Genomic DNA, 24,216 nt, shown 5'->3' with positions numbered 1-24,216 from the left:
CACTACGTTACACTCAATGTAAAGTTGATAATTAACGAGCAATACCATATTTGAAAAATCTAAAAGCTTGCTTGGTCTTGTTGTTTTCCTTAAAGCAACTTATGATTCTTGTAATTTTTAACAGCTTGAGCCATAAGAATATACCTATGAACTTCTCAAAATTATCAAAAATATCACTTGCAGCACTTACCTTTATTAGCCTTTCAACTTCCGCCACTATAGTTGAATTCCAAACATCTCATGGTAATTTTAAAGTTAATCTGCATGATGAAACTACTCCTGAAACTGTACGCAACTTTCTTAAATACGTTACCGATGAAGATTATAACAACACCGTTGTGCACCGTGTTGTACCTGATTTTGTGATGCAAGCAGGTGGTTTTGAATTTACCGGTAACTTACCTTTAACGGCAATTCCAACGGATAACAGCATAAAAAATGAACCGGTTTATTCTAATGTTCGCGGTACAATTGCTATGGCGAAAGTGGCAAACAATGAGAATAGCGCTACAAGCCAATGGTTTGTAAACTTATCAGATAATAGTGGCGGAGACCCAAAATTAGACACGCAAAATGGCGGTTTTACAGTATTTGGTGAAGTTATCGAAGGTATGGATAATATTGACGCTATTGCAGCGTTACCTTTGTGTTCAAGCATACCTATGCCTGATTACAGTGCTGAGCAATGCGCGGATAGTAGTTTTGTTCCGGGCACTAACAACTTTGTCATTATTGAATCAGTTACAATTTCTGATCCAACGGTTAACTCCGCCAATAGCTTAACGCCAGTAAAAAACACCTCTTTAGTTGTGGCACCACCTGTTACTCCAGAGCCTCCAAAGTCAAGTAGCAGTGGCGGCACTATCGCATGGTTTGGTTTGTTTTTTGCCGGTTTAATTGCGCTAAGAAGACGCTTTAACTAATCAGCTCTCGTTCATTTACATTTAGGCACTATGCTATATTGTTTATCATTATTGCTATCATAGTGCCTAAGTTAACATCACGAACTCGCTAAAAGCGCAGTCTTTACTTCTACAGCCATTTTTTCAGTCTTGGCATTAGCTTCAAATTGACTTTTGCACCAAGTATCAATGAGTAACCTTGCTATGGACTCTTTTCGTGGTAGTTTAGGGCCTGCAGCATCGTCTCCCCAATCCTTAAAGTTCATTAGTTGCTCAGCAGTAAACCAAGCGGCACTTCGCAACTCTTCTTCTTCAAGACACAAATCCAAACTGCTAGCTTGTGCAATAAAACCTACCATAAGGGAATTAGGAAATGGCCAAGGTTGTGAATCGACGTAACGAACGTTATTTACTTGCACCCCTGCCTCTTCAAGAACCTCTCTTGCAACAGCTTCCTGCAATGACTCTCCAGGGTCAACGAAACCAGCAAGTGTTGAAAATGCTTGTTCTGGTGTTCGATGATGTTCAGCCAATAAGCAAACTGCTGGGCCAAATTTTGGTTGATATTCCACCAGCATAATAACAGCAGGGTCTGTGCGCGGAAAATGCTCTTTTTGACAATTTTCACAAAGGCAAACACGCCGATGACCACCATCTAATGCCTTAGTTTTTGCGCCGCAATAACCGCAATGTAAAGCACTTTGCTGCCAATGTATTAAGGCTTTACCGTAGCTCAGAATAGCGGCCTGTGATGGGCTTAATAGTGACAGTGAACGCCTAAAGTCAATAAACTTGCTATTATCAATATTAAGTTTTTTCAGCCACCCCGCTATTTCATCGTCATTCATTATCGATAAATCACAAACAAAATAAGCAATATCAGCACTTGTGCCCAAAAAAACAGCATCGCTTGTCTGTGAAAGTTCGGTAAACACATCAGCATAATTAACTTCACGTGCAGAGTTAATGCCGTTTTTTCTAGTGTATACGGCTAACTTCTGCTGATAATAAAGAAACTTACCTCGCCAAAAAAAATAGAAGCAACTATCTTCTGAGCTTAATTTATCTTGCATCCAAGTTTGATCTTTTCTCAGTGTTGAAGCACGATCAAGTGGCATTTGAGAAAAGGTTAAATCATTATTCATTTTCGCTCTCTTGTAACATTGACTGTTCTTCGAATGATAATTGCCATAGTTTCGACCATTGACTTAAGGGTGCAATTACTTGAAACAGCGCAAAACCAATAGCGGTTAATTGATAGCCTTGTAAATTTTTTTCAATTAAATTAGTTTGTTGTAACTCTTTCAACCGCTTGGTTAACAATGTGGGTGAAATATTTTCGCAGCGCAGTTGCAACTCACTAAAACTCAAGGTTCCTTGGCGTAACTGCCAAATAACCCCCAAACACCAAGTACGACCAAGTAAATCAAGTAAAGCCATAATCGGCTTACCTGTTTTTGAGCCACGAACAGCTGAACCGGGGATCGGCAATGACATAGAATTTACTCTCATAAAACCTAACTACACTTTATGTAGTAAAGTACATAAAGTGTAGTTAAGAAGCAAATAGTAATTGATGATTAATGGTTTATTTTGCCACGCAAGGCTTTGTTAGAGCTAAGCCGTTTTTTTGCATCTAAACGTCGAAGATTCGAACCTTTCGTCGGCTTGGTGGCTCGTCGCGCTTTTTGTACTATCATGGCAGACAAAATTAATGCTTTTAGACGCTTTAGTGCGTCATCTTTATTCATGGTTTGCGTTCGATAAGATTGCGCTTTAATGATGACAATACCGTCAGTTGATATTCGACTGTCCGATAGTTTTAGCAGTCGTTCTTTATATAGAGCGGGTAGAGACGAGCGCTTAATGTCAAAGCGTAAATGGATAGCCGTTTCGACCTTATTAACTCGCTGACCGCCATTACCTGTGGCTCTGATACCTGTAAGCTCAATTTCCCAGTCAGCAATGACAACGTTATTGGAAATCTCTAGCATATTATCTCTAATGACATGTTATTAAAATGTCTATCTTAAGCATATTTGCGTGTTATACCAAACTAAATTCACCTTTACTCTCATTGAGCTGCTGGGTGATTTGACGTTGATTTTTACATCTTTGAGTGATGAAGTAGGATAACTTGGCATTAAAAAGGAGGCGGTAGCCTCCCTGGTTAAAAATCTGACATTTATCAGTTGTTGAATTAGTTGAGATTCATCTCTTGAACCTTTTCATGGGCAATTTCTGGTGCCGTTACCTCTGGTTTACTATGCAAATTAGCTTTTAATAAACCTTTACGGTGCTTTAATGCGGCATCTAATTTTTTTGCAGCTGTGGCAATAGCCGGATACATGACGCTATCGCTTGCTGATGCAGAAATGCGTCCACCTTCATAAGTGGTTCGAAGCTCAACACTGTGCTGGTTATGTTCGTGCGATAAAATAACATCGAGTGAAATTAGGGTTGGAAAGTGTGTCGCTATTTTTGAAAACTTTTCATTGATATGTTCTTTGATTGAATCAGTAACGTCAACATGATGACCTGAAAGATTTATTTTCATAGGTATTCCTTTTTATTAGCTACTCATATCAATAGTTGGGGTTAAATGTTAAAAACGCAAGTTAATTTAGTAAATATTACGATTAATCGACTAGCGACTGCTTAAATCAATACTAACAACGCTATCTTACTGTCTTTCGAGCTTAACTTAATCTCGCTTTAATAACATCAGAACGAAAAGATGGCGACAAGTTCACTATCAATTAAATTTTTCCTCGATAAACCTAAAAAGCATAGCTAGGCTGGCTACTATAAAAGTAGTAAAAAGACCAATAACTCGTTACGCCCTGATTCACCAAGCAACTACAATTGAATATTTAACTGAAATCATCTGATGCTTTACAAGAGCCCAGTACGTAACTACGTTAACAATAATGAATGTCCTATTGTTATTATTTCAAATTTAAAGCATTAAACGAACAAACAAAATGCGCATTTTTCAATATGATTCAGTTATAATCGTTGTTGGCTTATTATTTGTTTTCTGTAATAGAAGAGATTTTTGAATGTTTGATGATATACGCCCTTATCGTGATGATGAGGTAGTTAAGGTAATTGAAAGTTTAATTAACGAAAAAGGCTTGCAAGCCTCTATTGCTAGTTTAAAAATGCCCCGCTTGTACCAATCACTGCCCGCACTTGCCTGTTCAATCGTTAAGTGGTCATTAAAGTTTCGTGCCCAAAAGTTTCATAGTATTGATGAAATTCAAATGGAAGTTGCAAAATACTTACATCACCTAATTAAAAACAGTACCGCTGGTTTCAGCTTTAGTGGGATTGATAATTTTGATAATACTAAACCCGCACTATTTATCAGTAACCATCGTGATATTGTATTAGATGTTGCATTAGTAAACCTTGCTTTGTATAAAAGTGGTATCAGCACTGTTGAAGCAGCCGTTGGTGATAATTTATTACACCAGCCTTGGGTGGCTGACTTAATGCGTATTAATAAAAGTTTTATTGTTAAACGTAGTGCAGAAAGTAAACGCGCTATGCTTAATGCATCAAAGCAATTATCAGCTTACATTCATGACACCGTTGCTAATCGTAAACAGAACATCTGGATTGCCCAACGTGAAGGCAGAGCTAAAGACGGTATAGATAAAACAAATGCTGCTTTAATCTCTATGCTACTGCTAAATAAAGATAAACAAACTCCAATCGCTGATTATCTAGCAGAATTAAATATAGTGCCCGTGTCTATTTCCTATGAATTTGATCCCTGTGATAGTGATAAAGCCATTGAACTTGCAGAAAAAGAAGCCACTGGCAGCTATAAAAAGCAAGAAGGTGAAGATCTGAAAAGTATCACTCAAGGTTTAGTCGGGCAAAAAGGTCGAGTGCATATTGAGTTTTGCCAGCCTATCATTGGTGATTACGCTGATAGCAAAGCTATCGCAGCAGCCATTGATAAAGAGATCATCAGCAACTATAAACTCTATGACAGTAATTTAGTTGCTCACGCAGCTTTGAATCAGCAAGATACTGATAATTCAATGTTGGCGCAACTTAACAAGCGTATGGAAAATCTGACAGCAGAGCAGCAACACTGGTTATTAACTATGTATGCTAATCCGGTTATCGCAAAACAGACGCTTTAACAAAATCAGCACATGCGATTAACTTGATAAAAAAGCCGTATGTATTAATACGGCTTTTTGATTTTAGTTGTAATAACTTTTAACCTTTATTTTTCTTGGTAAAATGCTGACATCGCTTTATACAACGAATATAAATCAACTTTTGAACCTACTGCATAAGGTGAGTGAATAGATAAGATAGGAATACCAAAATCAATTACTTCCATATTATCGTTTGATAGGTCACTACCAATAGTGCCACCTGATGCCTTACCTTTATACGTTGAGGTTTGCCACTTAATATCAGCATTATCTAAATAGTTACGTGTCCATGCCATATACTCAGAGTTTGCGTTAAAACCACCACCGTAAAGCTTTAAGTTAACGCCATTACCCAAGCGTGGCGCGTTACCTAATTCCCAAACACTTGACCATGTTGGGTTGACACCAGGATTAACATCGGCAGAAATAACTTTGGTATTGCGTAACACTTTACGCAATTGGTAATCATTGTAACGATCACCTTTTTCGTTGTAGAGTAAACCGCTGATCAAATCCACTAAGTAAGTAGAGCTTGCACCAGTATTATTAATATTACCGACTTCTTCGTTATCAACCAAATAAGCAATAGCAGTATATTTAGGAACTTTTTGCTCAGTTAACGCTTTCACTGCTGCTATTGATGAAGCCTTATCATCTTGACCATAAGCGGCAATCATACTGCGATCAAAGCCAACATCACGCGGTTTAGTTGCCGGCACTAACGCCAATTCAGCGGAAACTAAGTCCTCAACAGCAATATTATATTCAGACATTAAATAGTCTTTGACCTGATCTTTGATTTTTTTATCTAATTCAGGTTTAGCAGCAACAATAACATCAAGCTCTTCTTTGCCAATCACCTCTCGGCTAGTACGTTTACGATTGGGTGAGTCAACATGCGGAGCTAAATCAGTAACCAAAAAGATAGGATCATTGTCATCAAAGCCAACAGAAATATTAACCGTTGTACCATCTTTTTTATCAACTCTGCCCACTAAGGCTAGTGGGATATTCACCCATTGATAAGTCTTAATACCGCCATGGATATAAGTTTGAAACATGGCAAATTCTTGTTTTTCAAATAATGGTCGCCCCTTAAGCTCTAAACGTGGCGCATCAATGTGAGCACCGACGATCCGCGTGCCTTGCTCCAACGGCTCTTCTCCAATCACCATTAAGGTAATTGCTCGGTCTCGGTTCACGTCATAAAAACGTGCCCCTGGTGTTAATTTACTTTTTTCGTTTAATATTTTAAACCCTTGTTTTTCAACACGTTTAATGGTTTCGGTAACAAAAGTAAGTTCGGTTGGGGTTTTATAAATATAATCTTTATATTCACTCGCGTAGCGCTCTACCGCTTTAAGCTCTTTGGCGCTCAAGTTTAACCAGCTAGAAGCTGATTCTTGCTTCGCTTGAGTGCCTGCTGCTTGTACAAAAGTACTTGGGATAAAAGTCAGCGCACTCGCAATAGCGATGGCGGTTAATGATTTAGTTAACTTCATAATAATATTTACAATGCTCATCTGAGATAAAAGGCGTGCGCCATCATAAAAGCTAACGTTATCAACTGACAAGCTTTATTCGATAACTGGTGTACTTTTAGCTATATACCCAAGCCACTTGAAAATGCAGTTTCAGCGTTAAGCTAGGAAATCAGCGCAAGGCACAGTACGCAGATAATGGTTATTCCCTTATCAAGTGCTGCACAGCTTTTTTGCTCCAGACAAAAGCTCAGTACATCCATCCATGTATGCAACGCTGCACTGGTTTTCTAGCTTAGCGCCCGAAGGGCAAGTCGATAAAGGGTTATCTCCGGCGTTATTGATTTTAACAATGGAACAACCATTCCTTTCAATCAATGCCTTGGTGCTAACCCTTTTTCGACTTGCACAATCCTGCATTTTCAAGTGGTTTGGGTATAAGTTTCATGAGCCCCAACCATTTCATGAGTTTTTAAATGGTTAAGAAGGTATTACAAGTTAGCGCTGACTAAAAAGCTTACAACACAAAAAAATAACGGCTGATGATAAACGTGATCAACCCAACCAACATGGTTAGGTAAATGCTCTTACTTTTTGCCGCAGCTAACACCGCAAAACTAGCCGCGATCAAATAAGGGTTATTTAAAGACACATTTAACTGCCCTTGTTGCACAAAAATGATCGGTACCCAAATAGCGGTCAATACGGCTGGAGCACTAAAACTTAATAGCTTTGCCATTTTTGCGCCGAGGCGAACAGGTAACCTAGGGTGAATAAATAAATATCGGGTCGTGAAAGTGATCAAGGCCATCAAAATAATCGTTAGCAATGTCATTATTTATCCTTCAATATTTGACGAGTATCACCATTATGACCATCGCTGCTAGCTGCAGAGTATTTTTGCTGGAAACGCTCGGTAAGGTAACCGCAATACATGGCAATTAAAGCCGCAGCAACCAAGTCTAGTTCAAATGCCATTAACTTAAACAGCACAGATAATAATCCTGCCACAATCACAGTAACTAAAATGGGTAAATTAATAATTGTCGGGATCACCAGTGCAATAAAAGTTACTGCAATAGCAAAATCTAAACCTAAATGTGTTAAGTCGGGTAAATAACTACCGGCGATAACGCCTGTCACATTCCACAGTAACCAAAACAAGTAAAAGCTGCCGCCTGCTACTAAGGCATAAACAAGACGTAATTGCCCAACAAAGGCTTTAGAGTGCCCCGATAAAGCAAACAATTCATCGGTTAATAGAAAACCTAAGCCATAACGCCAAGGTGTTGGTAAAACTTTTAATTTATCACGTAAGGCTAAACCATATAGAAAATGCCGAGAGCTGATTATAAAAGTGGTAAATAAAATCGTTGCTAGCGAGGCATTATTAGCAATTAATTCAATTGCAACGAGCTGGGCCGAGCCAGCGAACACTATCAATGGCATCAAAATAGCTTCAAATGCCGAAAAATCTCGTTGAATCGCCAATGAGCCACAAAGAATGCCCCAAGGTAACACCGCTAAGTTAAGCGGTAACATATCTAAAAAGCCTTTTTTTACCATAAGCAAACGAGCTTGTTTCTTGGTCAGTACCATCAACTATTCACCTAAACTAACGAGCGACAAAATTAAAAAACTAGCTCAGTATTAATAACGGGTTGGATCAGAAATATCAATTATTTAACCTGAATTCTGGATAAGCAGCACTTGCTCAATCCTCCTTTTTAACCCATTGTCTGCGTTAAAACGTCGATAAATAGCCCGCTATTGATAAACGTTTTGCCTTGGAAATGGCATAAAATGAAGCATTGATGATGTCTATTAGTGATGTTCACCTTGCTACAGCATTTACCTTGCCACCTAAGCTTTTGAATCACTTGAATATCAAGCACTCATTATCCAGAATTCAGGTTATTTAAATAAAGTACCTTACATTCTAACTGATAAAGTGGATAACATTTATTAACCTGACATCATGAGTAAGATGGCTTTACGTTTTTCTTACCAGCAAACTAAAATAACATTATTCAATGGCGCTAAAGTAAACAACAAGCAATCAGAATAACCGTTTTACTAAGCGCTTTATAATTAAAAAAGAGGCTTGATAGCCTCTTTTTATTGTTGCTGTTGTCGCTTTTTATAACGAATTTGCGTAAAGCCTAGCTTTCTCTAAATCTTCTGGTGTATCAACACCTTCTACTTCTAAAGCTGTATTTGCTACGGCAACATGAATTTTTTCTCCTTGCCACAGCACTCGCAATTGCTCTAATGACTCAACTTGCTCTAATTGACTTGTCGGCCATTGTACATAGTCTTTAATAAATCCAGCTCTATAGGCATATATGCCAATATGGCGAAGGTAAAAATCACCAATGGTGTCAATATGTTTACTATTGAGAAAGCGTTCACGATCATATGGGATTGTTGCGCGACTAAAGTACATGGCGTAACCATTTTTATCACAGAGCACTTTTACAGCATTCGGATTTAATGCTTCATTAACATCAGTAATTTTCATCGCTAATGTTGCCATACGGGCTTGGCTTTGGTTAGATAAGTTACCCGCAACTTGCACAATATTTTCCACTGGGATAAAAGGTTCGTCACCCTGCACATTAACAATCACTTGTTGATCAGAAAACTGATAAGTTTCCATCACCTCAGCTAATCGCTCAGTACCTGATTGATGGTCAGCACGGGTTTTACATACTTCACCACCAAAACTTTTTACCACCTTGGCAACATCATCATTATCAGTTGCCACAATAACTTGTTCAGCACCACTGGCTAAGGCCTTTTCTACAACCCATTGGATCATAGGTTTTCCTGCGATATCGGCCAGTACTTTGCCCGGTAATCGAGATGACTCAAAACGCGCAGGGATCACTACTACAAACGACATATAGACCTCATTAATCTTGTTTTATTATAAATCTAACCAGGTTAAGCATCTTCTGTAATACGACGAGCTTCACTCTCAAGTAGCACTGGAATATCTTTATCTATCGCGTAAGCTAAACGGTCAAACTTACAAATCAATTCTTGCTGTGCTTTATTATATTCTAACTTTCCTTTACATACTGGGCAGGCAAGAATTTCCATTAATTTAATATCAAACGCCATAATTATCTCTCTTAAATGTAAAACCAATAACTTGATACCTGTGCATCAAGTGTTAAATTTCTATCGCTTGAGCTCATAAGAGTCTCTTGCGTCATGCTCATCAACTAGCTTAACAAGCTCAGTTATTACTGCCGTAATATTTTCAACATTCGAAGTGTGTAAAAATACCGCGTCGACGGGTAAATACCAGTAGTTTTCTTGCGCAAAGCTGGCACATTTTACCGCATCTTTTTCAGTCATCAATAGTGGTAAATCTTCAGAAAATGACTGTAAATCATCGACGGTAAATGTTTGATGATCAACAAAACCTTGCGCCCTTGCTATTGTAAAACCATATTGTTCGAGGGTATTAAAAAATCGCTTTGGATCGCCAATACCTGCTAAAGCATTTACTTTATATTCACTAACAAGATATTGCGCCAAAAAGTCCGATAATTTAACACTTTCGCCGGTTTTAACATTCACCACTTTATTGGCTGTTAACTGCATGGTTAACGCCGGAATATCTAAATTATGTGCTTGTTTTAGCCATGAACTTTCGCCATTTACGATAACGCAGTTGGCATGATTGATTCGCTGCTTTGTTTCACGCAGTGGCCCAGCAGGCAGTAATAAGCCATTACCAAATAAACGCTTACCGTCAACTACCACAAATTCAAAGTCTCGTGCTAAGCGGTAATGTTGCAAGCCATCATCAGCAATAATCAAATCACAGCCTTGTTCAATCAGTAATTGACAACCCGCCACCCTATCTGAGCCTATAACGACATTAACCCCACTGCGTTGAAAGATAAGTAGTGGCTCATCACCGGCTTGTTCTGCAGTACTCTCTGCGTGTACTTGATAGGGGTAGTACGGCGCATTTGAACCATAACCGCGACTTACTACACCAACCTTTAAGCCTTGTTCGGTCAGCTTTTCAACTAAATAAAGTGTTACTGGGGTTTTACCATTGCCACCAACACCAATGTTTCCGACTACAACGACGGGCACTGACACTTTTACCGCTTGCAACAGCCCTATTTTGTAAGCTAAACGGCGGATAAAACTCAGCCCGGCAAACACCACCATAAGTGGTAATAATATAGGCACCATCCACCATTTAGCAGAGTGCCCTTGAAACCAAACTTTCTCAATTAAGCGCATAATTTATTACCACTTAGCTAAAGCTAAGCACCAAATTGAAACTTATGTAATTGCGCATAAGCACCATCTTTCGCCAATAGGGTTTGATGATCGCCTTGTTCTTTAATTTGCCCTTGTTCCATGACAATTATTTTATCGGCACTTTCAATGGTTGATAGTCGATGTGCAATGACAATACAGGTACGATCTTTTTGTAAAATACTCAGCGCATCTTGAATATGACGTTCAGACTCAGTATCCAATGCACTGGTCGCTTCATCTAAAATAAGAAACGGAGCATCACACAATAATGCTCGTGCAATAGCGACGCGTTGACGTTGCCCTCCCGACAACATAGCTCCATTGTCACCAATATTGGTATCTAAGCCTTCAGGTAAAGCTTCAACAAACTCCATAACATGCGCTTTGCGTGCGGCGTCTGCTATTTCTTCGCGCGTTGCTTGCGGTTTGCCATAAGCAATATTGTTCGCAATAGAGTCATTAAATAACACCACTTGCTGAGAAACATAGGCAAACTGCTTACGCAAATCTTTTAATTTGTAATCGGTAATGTCTTGACCATCCACAAGAACCCTACCGCTAGTGGCGTTGTAAAACCGCAGTAATAAAGCACTCGCAGTTGACTTACCACTACCTGAGCGGCCAACTAATGCAACCGTTTCACCGACATTAGCCGTAAAACTTAAATCCGTAAGTGCCTGCTTGTTTTCTTCATCGTTGTAGAAGAAATTAACATGTTCAAATGCTAAAGTACCTTTCGCACGCTCGATTGCTATTGTGCCGGTATCACGTTCAGTTTTTTGATCAAGTACGGCAAAAATACTGACACAGGCCGCCATACCTTTTTGAAACTCGCTATTGACTGTCGTTAGAAGTTTTAATGGTCGTAGCAATGTCACCATACACATCAATACAGTCATAAATATCCCCGCGGAGATTTCTGTACGCATCGAGTCTAGGTTAGCAACATACAAAACAAAAGCTAAAGCAAATGAAGCAATAATTTGGATGATAGGTACGCTGGCAGCTTGTGTTGCAACCATTTTCATGCGTTGTTGACGATTGTGCTTATTGATGTCTGAAAAACGTTCAAATTCTCGTTGTTGACCATCAAAGGTTAATACCACTTTATGGCCATTAAAGGTTTGTTCAGCGGCTGTGGTCACCTCTCCCATCGCATTTTGTATACCCTTACTGATTTTACGAAAACGACGAGAAATCACCGTCACTATACCGGCGATAATAGGTGTGATCAGCAAGAAAATTGAGGCTAATTGCCAGCTGTTATAAAACATCACGATCAACAAGCCAATAACAAAAGCGCCCTGCTGTACTAATGTTAACAAAGCTTTGGAAACCGCACTCAGTACTTGCTCTGTATCAAAGGTTAATTTTGAAATTAAACTGCCCGTTGATTCTTTATCATGATAAGCAACAGGCATGGACATGACATGCTGAAATAATTCCTGACGAATATTAGCAACAACATTATTACCCAACCAAGCTAAGGTATAGTTACCGGCAAAGTGACATATACCACGAAGTACAAACATTAAAACAATGACAAATGGTGCCCATTTCATAAACTCGGGGTCTTGACCATCTAGGCCTTTATCGATGAGCGGCTGCAGCTGTGAAAACACAAAACTGTCGATGGCTGCATAGCCTAACATGCCCAAAATTGACACTAACGCAGCGGCTTTATACGCTTTCGCATATGCCATTAAACGCTTAAAGTTTTGCTTAGTGTTACTTTCATTAGTCGTTGATGATGATTTTGTCGACATTAATACTCTCAATGCGTTATTAAAAAGTCCCGCTCATTTAAGGGATTTTTTAATTGTATTAGTAAATTGCCTGACTATTTTAGCGTTATTTTGCCAATCAACCAACTGATAAACTTTTATCACAGTAATTAATCACATCATTTGACGGCATCTGCAACAAAAAACAGCACGCTAGCTAATTAACAAACCAATATGGTCGAATATCTTTGCGATAACTTTTGATCTCAATATGACCTTTGATATGTTGATTTCTATGGTAATACGCTGCTTTATCTTCGCTATCATTTGCTGCATGACTACTTGCATTATCCGCTGAATAGCTAGCCTGTGCATTACTATCACTCTGGCTAATGTCAGGGCTATCAGCTCTAGATTGGCTAAACTTAAAACTGATCATGCCAAGCTCAGCGGTATTAAAAGTAGTAATATCGACATCATGATATCGCTTTAAAATTTCTGTCGATGGCATTTGCCACCGATTTAAATACCCGGTACTAAAAACAGCGAAACGAGGTGAAACAGCAGCTAAAAAGCGACGACTAGAAGAAGATTTAGAGCCATGATGCGGCGCAATAAGTACGTCACTACGAAGTTTATTACGCATCCCTGAAATATTTAGCAGAAGCTTTTCTTGCTTTATCGAGATATCGCCGGGTAATAATACGCGATGGGTACCATCACTAATGGTGATAACACAAGAGTCATCATTTTTATCACCTTTGACTTCAGCAGGCGACAACACCTCAAACACTAAGCCTTGCCAAGTAAAGTATTGACCTGAAATACAATGTGTATCCGGCTTTAATTTTTGCTCATTAGCAATTACATTGTTGACTGCAATGCTGGCTTGTAACTGCTGCAAGCTACCTGCGTGATCATTATCATTGTGGCTGATCATGACAGTATCAATAGCTTTATATCCATAATGTTTTAAGTAAGGTAATACTGCCGCATCAGCCATATTAAAACCACTGGGATAGCTTGCGCCAGTATCATAAAGAAAAACATGCTGATTTTTTTCAATCAAAATGGCAAGGCCATGGCCAACATCAAGCACAGATAACTGCCATTCATTTAATGCTGGACGCTTAAAGTGCATGGTAGCTAGCGAGATTATAAATAAACATAAAGTCGCAATAACCTTTCTTTTACTGAGACGAAAAAATAAGGCTAAAGCGATAACAACAAAAAACAGTAATAAAACTTGAATTTGCTGGGCAGAAACGGCAACAACTAGCCACGTATTGCTCGCTAGATAACTTAACCACTGCCAAATTAACGACATACTCAATTGCGCTAAGTCAGCAAAAACACCAGCTAAGCAAGTATTTATCGGCAGTGAAATCACCGCAAGCAATGTCAATGGGATAACCGTTACGCTCATCAGAGGCACAGCCAAGATATTGGCAAAAAAGGCCGCCAATGGCAGCTGATAATTTAGCCATGCCGCTATTGGTAACATGGCAAGCGTTAACGACAATTGCACCAGCAATAGCGTTTTTAGCCAATGTAATGCCCGCGCCTTAACCTGCAGCCAATGGCTGGTTAATAATTTTTCAGCTTTTAATCCCCCCGTTAATGCTGACTGAGGTTTACTCATTGGCTTAGATTTATCTGCGGTATTCATCGTGATATTAAAACGAGACAGTGTCGAAAAAATAATAACCAAAGCAGATATAGACAGCCAAAAACTAGCACTGAGTAAGCTTAACGGCCAAACAAGTAAAATAACTAAAACGGTCAGTAACAACCAGCGCAATAACGTGACATTAACCAACAACAATTTAAATGACCAAAGCAACAGTAACATCACCAAAGCGCGCAATGTCGGAATAGAAAATCCTGCAAGATAAGCGTAATACCATGCCATAAAACAACTGCATAACACCGGTAAATATCTAAAGTTACTTTCCATGCACCTAAATTGCCATTTCTTAGACAAAAGCCACTTCAGTGGTAGTAGACGAAAAATAGTCCGTATGAAAATCAAACTACCAAAAGCCACAATACCAATATGCAAACCTGAAATGGCAATAAGATGCTGGGTGGCGGTCGCTGATAGCACCTGCCAATGTTCAGGAGTTAACTCTCCTCGCTCGCCAAAACCTAATGCCAAAATTAAAGCACGCATGGATTTATCTGCTAACATTAGCGAAAGCTTGAGATACAATGCTTGTCGCCAGGTTGCTTTTTTTTGTCGTAATATATTACGCTTTTTAGGCACTGACAGTGTTTTAGCGCTAGGATCACCTTTCACATAACCCGTTGCGATAATTTGCTGTTGCAATAACCACAATTGGTAATTAAAGCCCCCTATGTTTGCTAAACCATGTGCAGGCTTTAATTTCACAGCAAGCTGCCATATCTGACCTTGTAATATAGGTTGCTTTGGTTTTTTCCAACTGAGACGAACTTTAAAGCTGTTATTAACCTTTTCGCCTTGCCAATGGGTAATAAGAAAATTAAAACGGCTATTATCTGAGTCAATATTAGCAATATTTATCACTTCACCTTGTATTAAATAAACTTGCTTATGCAGCTTTTTTAACAAAATATTATTTTGATTCAGGGTATTATGATATTGGCTCGCTGCAATCAAAACCCAAGTAAAAGCGAATATGGCAATAGCGATTAAGTGATATTTTTGCCGTAAGATAAAAAATAAAGCCAACAACAATATTACCGATAGCAAAGAAAACTCTGGCACTATAGGTATGAATAATGACAAAATAGCACTGAAAAAAAATGTAAGTAGCCACCATTCCATAGTGATCAATTTCCAATTAGCCATTTAAAGTTAAGAACTTATGCCGAAAAAAATGATTAAACGCCTGATGCCCGATCATCAAACGATTAAAAACAACAAGCATTTACAAATTTTCGGTACGCTATTGCATAACGCAAATTTATGGCACCTTAACCGTCGCTCGGTCAGTAAAGCATTTGCGGTTGGGTTATTCTTTGCTTTTATCCCTGTACCTTTTCAAATGGTTTTGGCTGCCGGTCTTGCTATTATAGTACATGCAAATTTACCGCTTTCTGTAGCACTTGTATGGATCACTAACCCTTTAACTATGCCGGCTATTTTCTATTTTTGTTATTTAGTTGGTACCTGGATTGTTGGCGTTCCCACCAAACAATTTGCCTTTGAAGCAAGTTGGCAATGGTTAGTTGAAAGTGTTTCAACTATCGGTCCAGCATTTATTCTTGGCTGTGGCGTGCTTGCGACCATTTTCTCTATTTTAGGTTATTTAACCATAAACACGCTCTGGCGTTTTTCAGTCGCAAAAGAATGGAAAAAACGCAAAGTTCGCAGAGATTAAGTTTAGCCAAAGGTGTGATCGGTGAGAGTATTTACAAAAAAAAATCAGACTTAACGTCTGATTTTTTTATCACAGATACGGGTTAAGATTGTCCTAGCACTTGTGCTGGCTCAACTTTTGTAGCGCGCCATGCCGGATAAATAGTGGCCAATAAACTCATTAACAAAGCGGTAGTTACAGTATTAATAACATCTTGTTGGCGTAATAGTGTCGGTAAGTAGTCAATAAAGTATACATCGGCAGATAAAAACTCCATCGACAGCATTGCTTCCATAGCACGGATGATTTCCGTTAAATTTAATGAAATTAAAATACCTAAACTTGCGCCGAGTATACAGCCAATAATACCATTCATTAGCCCCTGAAACATAAAGCTTGCCATGATTGTACTTGGCTTTGCCCCCATAGTTTTCAATATCGCAATATCAGATTTTTTTTCATTTACCGCCATAATTAGGGTCGACACTATATTAAAACTTGCCACGGCAATAACTAACACCAGAACAATAAACATGACTAAACGCACCAGCTGAATATCATTAAACAAATGCCCGTGACTTCGGGTCCAATCAAGCATATAAACATAAAAGTCAAAACTGTAGGCAGCGTCATGCACGATTTGCGGAGCCGAAAATACATCACTGACTTTTAATCGAATACCTTGAACTTCGTCAGCCTGATACCCTAGCAATTGCCCTGCTTTCGCTAAATTAATAAAAACTTGGCTGTCATCGATAGTACCACCGAACTTAAACACTCCAACAATTGTCGCTTGCTGCTTAGTCGGTACAGGAAATTGTGTGATTTTATTGCCTGAGCGAGTTGCAGCATCGCTAGGCGGTAACAGCAACTGAACGTTATCGCCCACTTGCAATGACAATTTTCGCGCAATACCGGCACCGATAACAATCGCGTTGTCGCGAGCTAAATCTTGCCAATTACCTGCCGTTATATAACTTGCGATAGCAGAAACTTGTTGCTCTAGCATGACATCAACGCCACGTATCTCAACGCCTTTTAGAGCCGCTGACTTCTGCATCATGCCTTGAGTTTTGATAAACGGCGCGGCGGCAACAACCCCCGGTGTTTGTGCTATTTTATCAACATTTTTTCGCCATTGATTAATTGGTTCATTGACCGCGACAACTTCACCATGAGGCACAACAGACAGAAGATGTGTAGCCAGTGCTCGCTCAAAACCATTCATTGCTGACAACACAACAATCAGAACAGTTACACCAATAGCAATACCAATAGTAGATGATGCTGAGATAAATGAAGAGAACCCCTTTTTTTGACGACTACGTACATAGCGCAAGCCGATAAAGACACTTAACGGTTTTAACACTTAACTTTCCTCAGCTTGGCGTTGTTCATTCTGAACTGATTCAAGATTACTTGGGCTAATATCAGCTAATGGCTTAAGGTGTCCGTGCTCTAAACGTAATTGACGATCCATTTTTGCGGCTAAAGTTAAGTCATGAGTAACAATGACAAAACTAGTATTTACCGTACGATTTAATGTTTGCAGCAATTGGTAAATTTGCTCTGCAGTATCAAAATCTAGATTTCCTGTTGGCTCGTCAGCTAAAATCAATGAAGGTTTAGTGACTAAGGCACGCGCAATGGCTACACGTTGACGCTCACCACCTGATAATTCTGAAGGCCGATGGTGAGTACGGTGTGATAAGCCAACCTGTTCAAGCATAACTTGCGCTTGAGCAAGCGCATCTTTAGGGCTATCACCACGTATTAACAGTGGCATTGCAACATTTTCTTGAGCACTAAATTCCATCATCAAGTGATGAAATTGGTATATAAAACCAATGTGCTGATTACGAAACTTTGCTCTTTGCTTTTCAGAAAGTTGATGAATATTCACACCATTAATAAAAACCTCTCCGGTACTGGGAGTATCTAACGCACCGGCTAAATGTAAAAAAGTACTTTTACCACAACCTGAGCTCCCGACAATTGCTACCAACTCACCGGCTTTAACCGCCAAATCAAGATGAGATAACACTTGCGTTGTTATCGGTCCTTGTTGATATGATTTACTTAATTGACGACACTCAAAACTCAGTGCAGCTTCAGGCTTACTAGTATTTTCATTGGCGTTCATCGTTGTGCTCTTTTTTACCTGGTTATTGTTCAAATTATTTGCCATTTCATTATTGACCTTACTATTCATTTCTAAGCACCTCGGCTGGCTGAGTTTGTGCTGCACGATAGGCCGGGTATAGTGTGGCAATAAAGCTCATTGCCAACGCTGAAACAATAATGATAACAATGTTTAATGCATCGATAGCAATCGGTAGTTGTTGACCCGCTCCCAATAAAGTAACGCCAAGTAAACTGAATATGTTATTTAAATTTAACGTCAACAACATGCCCAAAATAACACCTAAAGCAACGCCCCATATACCATTGGTTAACCCTTGAGTGATAAAAATTTTCACTACGCCACTGCGATCTAAACCTAAGGTTTGTAAAATACTGATTTCACCTTGCTTATCTATGACCACCATCACTAATGCTGAAACAATATTAAAAGCTGCAACGGCAATAATTAAACTGAGCATCAACCACATCATATTTTTTTCCATACTCACAGCTGCAAACAATGCCCCTTGGCTTTCTTGCCAGCTGACAAACTGGTATTTGGGATATTTTACAGACAACTGTGAAATAACATCTTGAGCATGAAAAGCATCATCAAGATACAAGCGTAACTGATTAACACCATCACCTTTTTTTCGATGTAGCTTTGCTCCATCTTTGATGTTGATATAAACCATTGCTTCATCAACTTGAGAGCCAACATTAAACACACCAACAATGGTAAACGTACGATGTACAGGAACGCGTCCCATTGGGGTAAATAAGGTCTTATTAGGCAAGGTTAAACGAACTTCATCACCCAGTTTTACCTTTAAATTACGCGCCAATGCTTGGCCTAATACTATACTAAAGGGCACGCTTTCTAAGCGCTCTAATTGCCCAGCAACCATTGAACTATTGATAATATTATGTTGTTCAAATTCAGGCATAATGCCGTGCACTAAAACCCCTTGCAGGGATTTTTTTGATTGAATCAAGGCTTCACTTTCTTGAAAAGGTGTGACTTTGTTAACCTTAGGAAGCGAGAGGATGTCTTGCTGCAACGTTTGCCAATTACTGATATGTGCTTTTTGATGTGACATAAGCACATGCGGCACTAAACCAAGCACACGCCTTTTTTGTTCCTGTTCTAGTCCATCCATGACAGAAACGACAGTAATTAAGGAAGCAACACCTAAGACAATGCCGATTATTGAAAAGAAGGTGATAAAGGAAACAAAGCCTTTGCCGTGGCTGCTGCGACTGTACCTTAAGCCGATGTAAACACTAACAGGTTGAAACATGAACTCTTTCTTTATTGTAAATGGTTATAACACCAAGGTTATTTTGCCTAAAATAATAACACAGCTAATATGCATATAGCTCCTGACTTTATGAAGTTTTATACATTTAACTTAATAAGTTAAATGTATACTTAACTCCTTGTAAAATAGTTAAATTTAACTATTTTACAAAACAATGTGGGGAAAATGTTACAAATTATCGTCACGTTAACGCCTTAATAACGTTATATTTTGTTTTTTGTAAATTTATAGCTACAAGAAAAAGTTAATAGTTTGTTATAAAAATCGACGTTAGCCTAGTAAATTTAAATGTTTGGCTTTAATATCGTGTGCTTTAAATCAAAGCGCTACAGTCTACTAAAAATTAAATCGTGAGTATAAAATGAAGAATATAATAACAGGTGCAGTTTGCACATCTTTACTGTTCATTGCTGGGTGTAGTCATGACCTGAGTACAAAAACAGTTACTGAGGCACCAATAATGCAAAAAACCGCTTTAGCATCAGGTATTGATAAAGCGAATATGGATTTATCTGTTCGTCCACAAGATAACTTTTACCGTTATGTAAATGGAGCCTGGTTAAATGCGAACGAGATCCCTGGCGACAAAACTTCAATTGGTGCATTTTACGACTTGCGTGATGAAGCTGATGACAACGTAAAAGCCATTATCGAAGAGCTAGCAGCCACTAAAAACTTAAAAATGGGCAGTGATGAGCAAAAAGTTGCCGATCTATTCCGCTCATTTATGAATACTGAGGCACGTAATGCTGCAGGCATTACCCCTATAAAGCCAATACTTAACGACATTAACACGCTTAAAAATAAAGATGAGCTAGCAACATTTTTTGGTAGCAGCCAAAAAATTGGTGTTGGTAGCCCGTTAGCTTTTTACATCAGCGTTGATGCAAAAGACTCAACACGGTATGCCACACATGTATGGCAGAGTGGCCTAGGTTTACCAGATAAAGACTACTACTTTAATGAAGCTGAACGTTTTGCTAAATTACGTCAAGGCTACGTAGCTCACATTGAAAACATGTTTAATTTAGCCGGTTTGAAAAATGGTAAAGCTGCTGCACAAACCATCATGGCACTTGAAACCAAGTTAGCTGGCTATCATTGGTCAAAAGTTGAATCTCGTGACAGCACTAAGCGCTATAACAAATTCAACGTCAGTGAATTAAATACGATAACAGATACCTTCAATTGGACGGCTTATCTTGAAGCACAAGGTGTTGCTGCACAGAAAGATCTTATTATTAACCAACCTTCATTTGTTAAAGGTTTTGGCGAAACATTCGCTGAAACATCACTAGCAGATTGGCAGACTTATTTAACATTCCACACCCTAAGCAACTTCTCTAGTTACTTAACAACCGCTTTAGATAATGAAAACTTTGATTTCTACTCTAAACAGTTAAGCGGTCGTGAAGAACAACGTCCAATGTGGAAACGTGGTGTTTCAGTGGTTAATGGCAACTTAGGTGAAGTGATCGGTAAAGTTTATGTAGGCCGTCACTTCAAACCAGAAGCAAAAGTACGTATGACACAATTAGTTGAGAACTTACGCGGTGCATACGGCGCAAGTATTAATGAATTAGAATGGATGTCAGATACCACGAAAAAAGCGGCGCAGGTTAAATTAGCTAGTTTTGATCCTAAAATTGGTTACCCTGACAAATGGGAAGATTACTCTGCACTTATTATAAAAAGCGATGATTTAGTGGGGAATAAAATTCGCTCTGGCACAGTTGCTCACCAAAAAGAAGTCGCTAAACTTGGTGGTCCAATCGACAGACAAGAATGGGGCATGACACCACAAACCGTTAATGCTTATTACAACCCAACAAAAAATGAGATTGTTTTCCCTGCCGCCATTTTACAACCACCATTTTTTAACTTAAATGCTGATGACGCTGTAAACTACGGTGGTATTGGCGCGGTTATTGGCCATGAAATGGGTCATGGTTTTGATGACCAAGGTAGTAAATATGATGGTGACGGCAACATGCGTAACTGGTGGACTGAAGCCGATTTAGCTGCCTTTAAAGTACGTGCTGATAACTTAGTTTCTCAATACGACAACTACGCGGTATTTGATGACTTAAACGTTAATGGCTCACTAACACTAGGTGAAAACATTGGTGATTTATCAGGTGTGACTATCGCTTATAAAGCTTATAAAGCCTCATTAAATGGTAAAGAAGCACCAGTAATTGACGGCTTAACCGGTGATCAACGTTTCTTCATGGGCTTTGCTCAAGTATGGCGTGGAAAAATGGTTGAAAAATCATTACGTAACCGTGTTGCAACTGACCCACATTCACCTGGTGAGTTCCGTGCTTTAGGCTCTTTATCTAACATGCCTGAATTTTACAAAGCTTTTAATGTTAAAGAAGGTGACGCTATGTACATTGCACCTGAAAAGCGCGTTAAAATTTGGTAAAGCACTAAGATCAAAGTTATCCCTAAGTGCTTAACTTTGATTAGCTTAGCTCAGCACAGTAAAAGTGACTGGCAACAGTAAAAAGTATTAAAGGAGCTTCGGCTCCTTTTTTTACAGCTATTCATCAGTTCATCACGATTATCTAATCAATGTCAGTTCAATAAGGTTTTCATTGTAAAACTGCAGACTTAACCGTAAAATCTCTCCTGCTATAAATGATACCTTTAGCCACACACTTTATTGTTTTTTTGGCTAATTTATAGGGAACACGGTTCAATGCCGTGACTGTACCCGCAACTGTAAATAGCGTATTTCAAATGCTATAAGTCAGGACACCTAGTATCAACATTTTGTACCAAACTAATTTTGTACAACACTAATAATGTTAACACCGTGCGGGAATACACGTGAGTTACACTGTCGAGAAGACATTCGTATCTAATTTTCTGCCCGTCGTAAATAGCATTATTCAATACTTGTTTTTTTGAATGAACCTTTAGGCGATAATGAAAAGATATCCTTGCTACATCACAAAACACATTTCACTTCAGAAAAATGTTCAAATGAGTATACTTTAATGTCAACGTTACTCGCTGTTGAATCAGTGTCTTGGGCTGTCGAGCAGCAAAAAATTCTCAATAACCTATCTTTTGATGTTTGCCGCGGAGACATTATTGGCATTATTGGCCCTAATGGAGCAGGTAAAACATCTTTACTTAAATGCTTGTTAAATCAATATAAAAACTGGCAAGGAAGCATTAAACTTAAACATAAAAATATTCGTCAATACAAACCTCATGAGTTAGCGCAAACCTTTGCCTTAGTTGTTCAAAAATCTCCGCCCATATTTGATTTAAAAGTTTATGACGTGGTAAGGATGGGCTTATTGCCCTATAAAACACTTTTTGCTCGTGATACCGATATTGATAAAAAAGAAATCATGCTAGCGTTAGACAAGGTTGGTTTAGCCGCCAACGAAAATAAGTTTTTCAACACCCTGTCTGGCGGTGAACAACAACGGGTATTAATTGCAAAAGCTTTAGTACAAAAAGCCAAAATTTTAGTGCTTGATGAGCCGACCAACCATTTAGATATATTCTACCAACATCAAATATTGCAATTAATTAAGGCTTTAAATATAACCGTGATCATGACTATACATGACCTAAATTTAGCGGCTCAATATTGCAATAGACTACTACTGTTAAATAAAGGTAATTTAGTTAGCAACAGTAGCGTTAACGACGTACTAACCCCCGAATTATTAACAAAAGTTTTTGGTTTACCCTGTTATCGAGACGATGCTCAGCATAGTGATATTCCAAGAGTCTATTTTAGCCCTGCACCTGACGAAAGCATCACTCATATGTCGAATTTAAGCACTAACAATATTGGTCAGCTTTCATGAATTTTTTTCGTGTAATTAAAGGAAAGAATGCTTGGATATTTTCGGGCATGATTATCTTAACGCTTTTCTCCATTGTGATGTCGATCACCTTTGGTCCAGCGACAATTACCAGCAACGATATATTTCAGTGTGTGGTGAATGAATGTGCATCTCCCATGCATGACATGGTGATCTGGCAAATACGCATTCCTAGGGTTTTAGTCGGGCTCGTCGCTGGAATGGGCTTAGCGTGCGCCGGCGCAATTTTGCAAAATGTAACCCGCAACCCGCTTGCCGATCCTTATTTATTTGGCATTATTTCAGGTGCCGGCTTAGGCGCAACCATTGCGACATTAATATTAAGTGAAGAACAAATGCTTGCGTTACCATTGGCAGCATTTTTAGGCGCTTTATTTTCAGTTATTATTGTTTTTGGCATCGCAACTCTACTGCGTAATATGAATCATCTATTGCTCACAGGCGTTGCAGTATCTTTTATGCTCGGTTCTATTAGCCACTTTATCCTTTATCTGGGTGATCCCTTTGCCACCAATCGGGTTATTTTTTGGCTTATGGGTAGCTTAACTCGTGTTGAAATGTTTCACTTTTATCTGATCAGCATCATGGTGTTGCTGACGTTAGTGACCATTTTTGCTTTTCATCGACAAATCGATGCGCTGTTATTGGGCGATGAAAGTGCAGCAAGCCTTGGGGTTAATGTCGATAAGTTACGGATCATTTTGCTAGCCTTGTGCGCCGCAGTTACGGCAACCATTGTTGCTTACTGCGGTGGTATTGGCTTTGTTGGCTTAATGATCCCACATATAGTACGACAACTTGTTGGTGTAACAACCATGCCTTTAATTGTTGGGTCAGCACTCATTGGGGGGTGCTTTTTAGTTTGGGTAGACGTACTAGCTCGCAGCGCACTTAGCAGTGTAGAAATCCCCATTGGTATTATTACTTCAGCCATCGGCAGTATTTTCTTTTTAGCGATCATGTATCGCACGCGTAAAACAGGATAAAAATT

At 38.9% G+C, this 24,216-nt stretch carries 21 protein-coding genes and 1 riboswitch; of the genes, 6 read left to right on the top strand and 15 right to left on the bottom strand.

Going from position 1 to position 24,216, the window contains the following annotated elements:
* Nucleotides 1-146: 146 nt before the first annotated feature.
* A complete protein-coding gene (locus tag B0169_RS14605) occupies nucleotides 147-923 on the top strand; it encodes a peptidylprolyl isomerase (RefSeq protein WP_077287091.1) in 777 nt (258 codons plus the stop codon).
* Nucleotides 924-1,000: 77 nt separating this feature from the next.
* Here the strand turns inward: B0169_RS14605 and nudC are convergent, their stop codons facing one another.
* The 4 genes from nudC to hpf form a co-directional block, all read right to left on the bottom strand.
* Nucleotides 1,001-2,047 carry an NAD(+) diphosphatase gene (nudC, locus tag B0169_RS14600; RefSeq protein WP_077287088.1) on the bottom strand — a complete coding sequence of 349 codons (1,047 nt, stop codon included), beginning with the start codon at nucleotides 2,045-2,047 and terminating at the stop codon, nucleotides 1,001-1,003.
* Complete coding sequence (locus tag B0169_RS14595) at nucleotides 2,040-2,414, bottom strand: winged helix-turn-helix transcriptional regulator (RefSeq protein WP_235838583.1); 375 nt, start codon at nucleotides 2,412-2,414, stop codon at nucleotides 2,040-2,042. The genes nudC and B0169_RS14595 overlap by 8 nt, the downstream gene beginning before the upstream one ends.
* A gap of 68 nt (nucleotides 2,415-2,482) precedes the next feature.
* On the bottom strand, nucleotides 2,483-2,896 hold the full coding sequence (gene arfB / locus B0169_RS14590; RefSeq protein WP_077287082.1) for an alternative ribosome rescue aminoacyl-tRNA hydrolase ArfB: 414 nt from the start codon (nucleotides 2,894-2,896) through the stop codon (nucleotides 2,483-2,485).
* A gap of 206 nt (nucleotides 2,897-3,102) precedes the next feature.
* Nucleotides 3,103-3,459, bottom strand: a complete 357-nt coding sequence (hpf, locus tag B0169_RS14585) for a ribosome hibernation-promoting factor, HPF/YfiA family (RefSeq protein ID WP_077287079.1) — start codon at nucleotides 3,457-3,459, stop codon at nucleotides 3,103-3,105.
* 505 nt (nucleotides 3,460-3,964) lie between these two features.
* Here hpf and B0169_RS14580 point away from each other — a divergent pair.
* Nucleotides 3,965-5,062 carry a 1-acyl-sn-glycerol-3-phosphate acyltransferase gene (locus B0169_RS14580; RefSeq protein ID WP_077287076.1) on the top strand — a complete coding sequence of 366 codons (1,098 nt, stop codon included), beginning with the start codon at nucleotides 3,965-3,967 and terminating at the stop codon, nucleotides 5,060-5,062.
* Nucleotides 5,063-5,148: 86 nt separating this feature from the next.
* On the opposite strand, the gene B0169_RS14575 is transcribed toward B0169_RS14580, so the two are convergent.
* The 8 genes from B0169_RS14575 to B0169_RS14535 form a co-directional block, all read right to left on the bottom strand.
* Complete coding sequence (locus tag B0169_RS14575; RefSeq protein ID WP_202971832.1) at nucleotides 5,149-6,585, bottom strand: zinc-binding metallopeptidase family protein; 1,437 nt, start codon at nucleotides 6,583-6,585, stop codon at nucleotides 5,149-5,151.
* Between the two features lie 496 nt (nucleotides 6,586-7,081).
* Nucleotides 7,082-7,399: an AzlD domain-containing protein gene (locus B0169_RS14565; RefSeq protein WP_164474806.1), complete on the bottom strand. Its 318-nt coding sequence runs from the start codon at nucleotides 7,397-7,399 to the stop codon at nucleotides 7,082-7,084.
* Nucleotides 7,399-8,163, bottom strand: coding sequence for an AzlC family ABC transporter permease (locus B0169_RS14560; protein WP_077287070.1), 765 nt, complete (start codon nucleotides 8,161-8,163; stop codon nucleotides 7,399-7,401). Before B0169_RS14560 ends, B0169_RS14565 begins: the two co-directional genes overlap by 1 nt.
* 541 nt (nucleotides 8,164-8,704) lie before the next feature.
* Entirely contained in the window at nucleotides 8,705-9,469 is a 765-nt protein-coding gene (kdsB, locus tag B0169_RS14555) for a 3-deoxy-manno-octulosonate cytidylyltransferase (protein WP_077287067.1), read from the bottom strand.
* Between the two features lie 41 nt (nucleotides 9,470-9,510).
* Nucleotides 9,511-9,690 (bottom strand): Trm112 family protein, encoded by a 180-nt coding sequence (locus tag B0169_RS14550; RefSeq protein WP_077287064.1) that lies wholly within the window; start codon nucleotides 9,688-9,690, stop codon nucleotides 9,511-9,513.
* A gap of 60 nt (nucleotides 9,691-9,750) precedes the next feature.
* Complete coding sequence (lpxK, locus tag B0169_RS14545) at nucleotides 9,751-10,836, bottom strand: tetraacyldisaccharide 4'-kinase (protein WP_077287060.1); 1,086 nt, start codon at nucleotides 10,834-10,836, stop codon at nucleotides 9,751-9,753.
* A gap of 23 nt (nucleotides 10,837-10,859) precedes the next feature.
* A complete protein-coding gene (msbA, locus tag B0169_RS14540; protein ID WP_077287057.1) occupies nucleotides 10,860-12,623 on the bottom strand; it encodes a lipid A export permease/ATP-binding protein MsbA in 1,764 nt (587 codons plus the stop codon).
* A 175-nt stretch (nucleotides 12,624-12,798) separates the two neighbouring features.
* Nucleotides 12,799-15,414, bottom strand: a complete 2,616-nt coding sequence (locus tag B0169_RS14535) for a DNA internalization-related competence protein ComEC/Rec2 (protein WP_077287054.1) — start codon at nucleotides 15,412-15,414, stop codon at nucleotides 12,799-12,801.
* Nucleotides 15,415-15,430: 16 nt separating this feature from the next.
* Between B0169_RS14535 and B0169_RS14530 the strand changes: the two genes are divergently transcribed.
* Nucleotides 15,431-15,946: a DUF2062 domain-containing protein gene (locus B0169_RS14530; protein ID WP_077287051.1), complete on the top strand. Its 516-nt coding sequence runs from the start codon at nucleotides 15,431-15,433 to the stop codon at nucleotides 15,944-15,946.
* 82 nt (nucleotides 15,947-16,028) lie between these two features.
* Here B0169_RS14530 and lolE read toward each other — a convergent pair whose 3' ends face one another.
* From lolE to B0169_RS14515, 3 genes are all read right to left on the bottom strand, one after another.
* Nucleotides 16,029-17,294, bottom strand: a complete 1,266-nt coding sequence (gene lolE / locus B0169_RS14525) for a lipoprotein-releasing ABC transporter permease subunit LolE (RefSeq protein ID WP_077287047.1) — start codon at nucleotides 17,292-17,294, stop codon at nucleotides 16,029-16,031.
* Nucleotides 17,295-18,068 (bottom strand): lipoprotein-releasing ABC transporter ATP-binding protein LolD, encoded by a 774-nt coding sequence (lolD, locus tag B0169_RS14520; RefSeq protein ID WP_077287181.1) that lies wholly within the window; start codon nucleotides 18,066-18,068, stop codon nucleotides 17,295-17,297.
* Between the two features lie 61 nt (nucleotides 18,069-18,129).
* Complete coding sequence (locus tag B0169_RS14515) at nucleotides 18,130-19,350, bottom strand: lipoprotein-releasing ABC transporter permease subunit (protein WP_077287044.1); 1,221 nt, start codon at nucleotides 19,348-19,350, stop codon at nucleotides 18,130-18,132.
* Nucleotides 19,351-19,732: 382 nt separating this feature from the next.
* Between B0169_RS14515 and B0169_RS14510 the strand changes: the two genes are divergently transcribed.
* From B0169_RS14510 to B0169_RS14500, 3 genes are all read left to right on the top strand, one after another.
* Complete coding sequence (locus B0169_RS14510; RefSeq protein ID WP_077287041.1) at nucleotides 19,733-21,799, top strand: M13 family metallopeptidase; 2,067 nt, start codon at nucleotides 19,733-19,735, stop codon at nucleotides 21,797-21,799.
* Between the two features lie 210 nt (nucleotides 21,800-22,009).
* A riboswitch (cobalamin riboswitch) is annotated at nucleotides 22,010-22,149 on the top strand.
* A gap of 227 nt (nucleotides 22,150-22,376) precedes the next feature.
* On the top strand, nucleotides 22,377-23,207 hold the full coding sequence (locus tag B0169_RS14505; RefSeq protein WP_077287179.1) for an ABC transporter ATP-binding protein: 831 nt from the start codon (nucleotides 22,377-22,379) through the stop codon (nucleotides 23,205-23,207).
* The gene (locus tag B0169_RS14500) at nucleotides 23,204-24,211 is read left to right on the top strand and encodes a FecCD family ABC transporter permease (RefSeq protein ID WP_077287038.1); all 1,008 of its coding nucleotides are present in this window, start codon (nucleotides 23,204-23,206) and stop codon (nucleotides 24,209-24,211) included. Before B0169_RS14505 ends, B0169_RS14500 begins: the two co-directional genes overlap by 4 nt.
* Nucleotides 24,212-24,216: the final 5 nt, after the last annotated feature.

The sequence above is a fragment of the Cognaticolwellia aestuarii genome, assembly GCF_002000025.1.
In the GTDB taxonomy this organism is placed as follows: Bacteria; Pseudomonadota; Gammaproteobacteria; order Enterobacterales; family Alteromonadaceae; genus Cognaticolwellia; species Cognaticolwellia aestuarii.
Note: the sequence above shows the minus strand (reverse complement) of the source record. Positions and strands in the feature narration are given on the sequence as shown.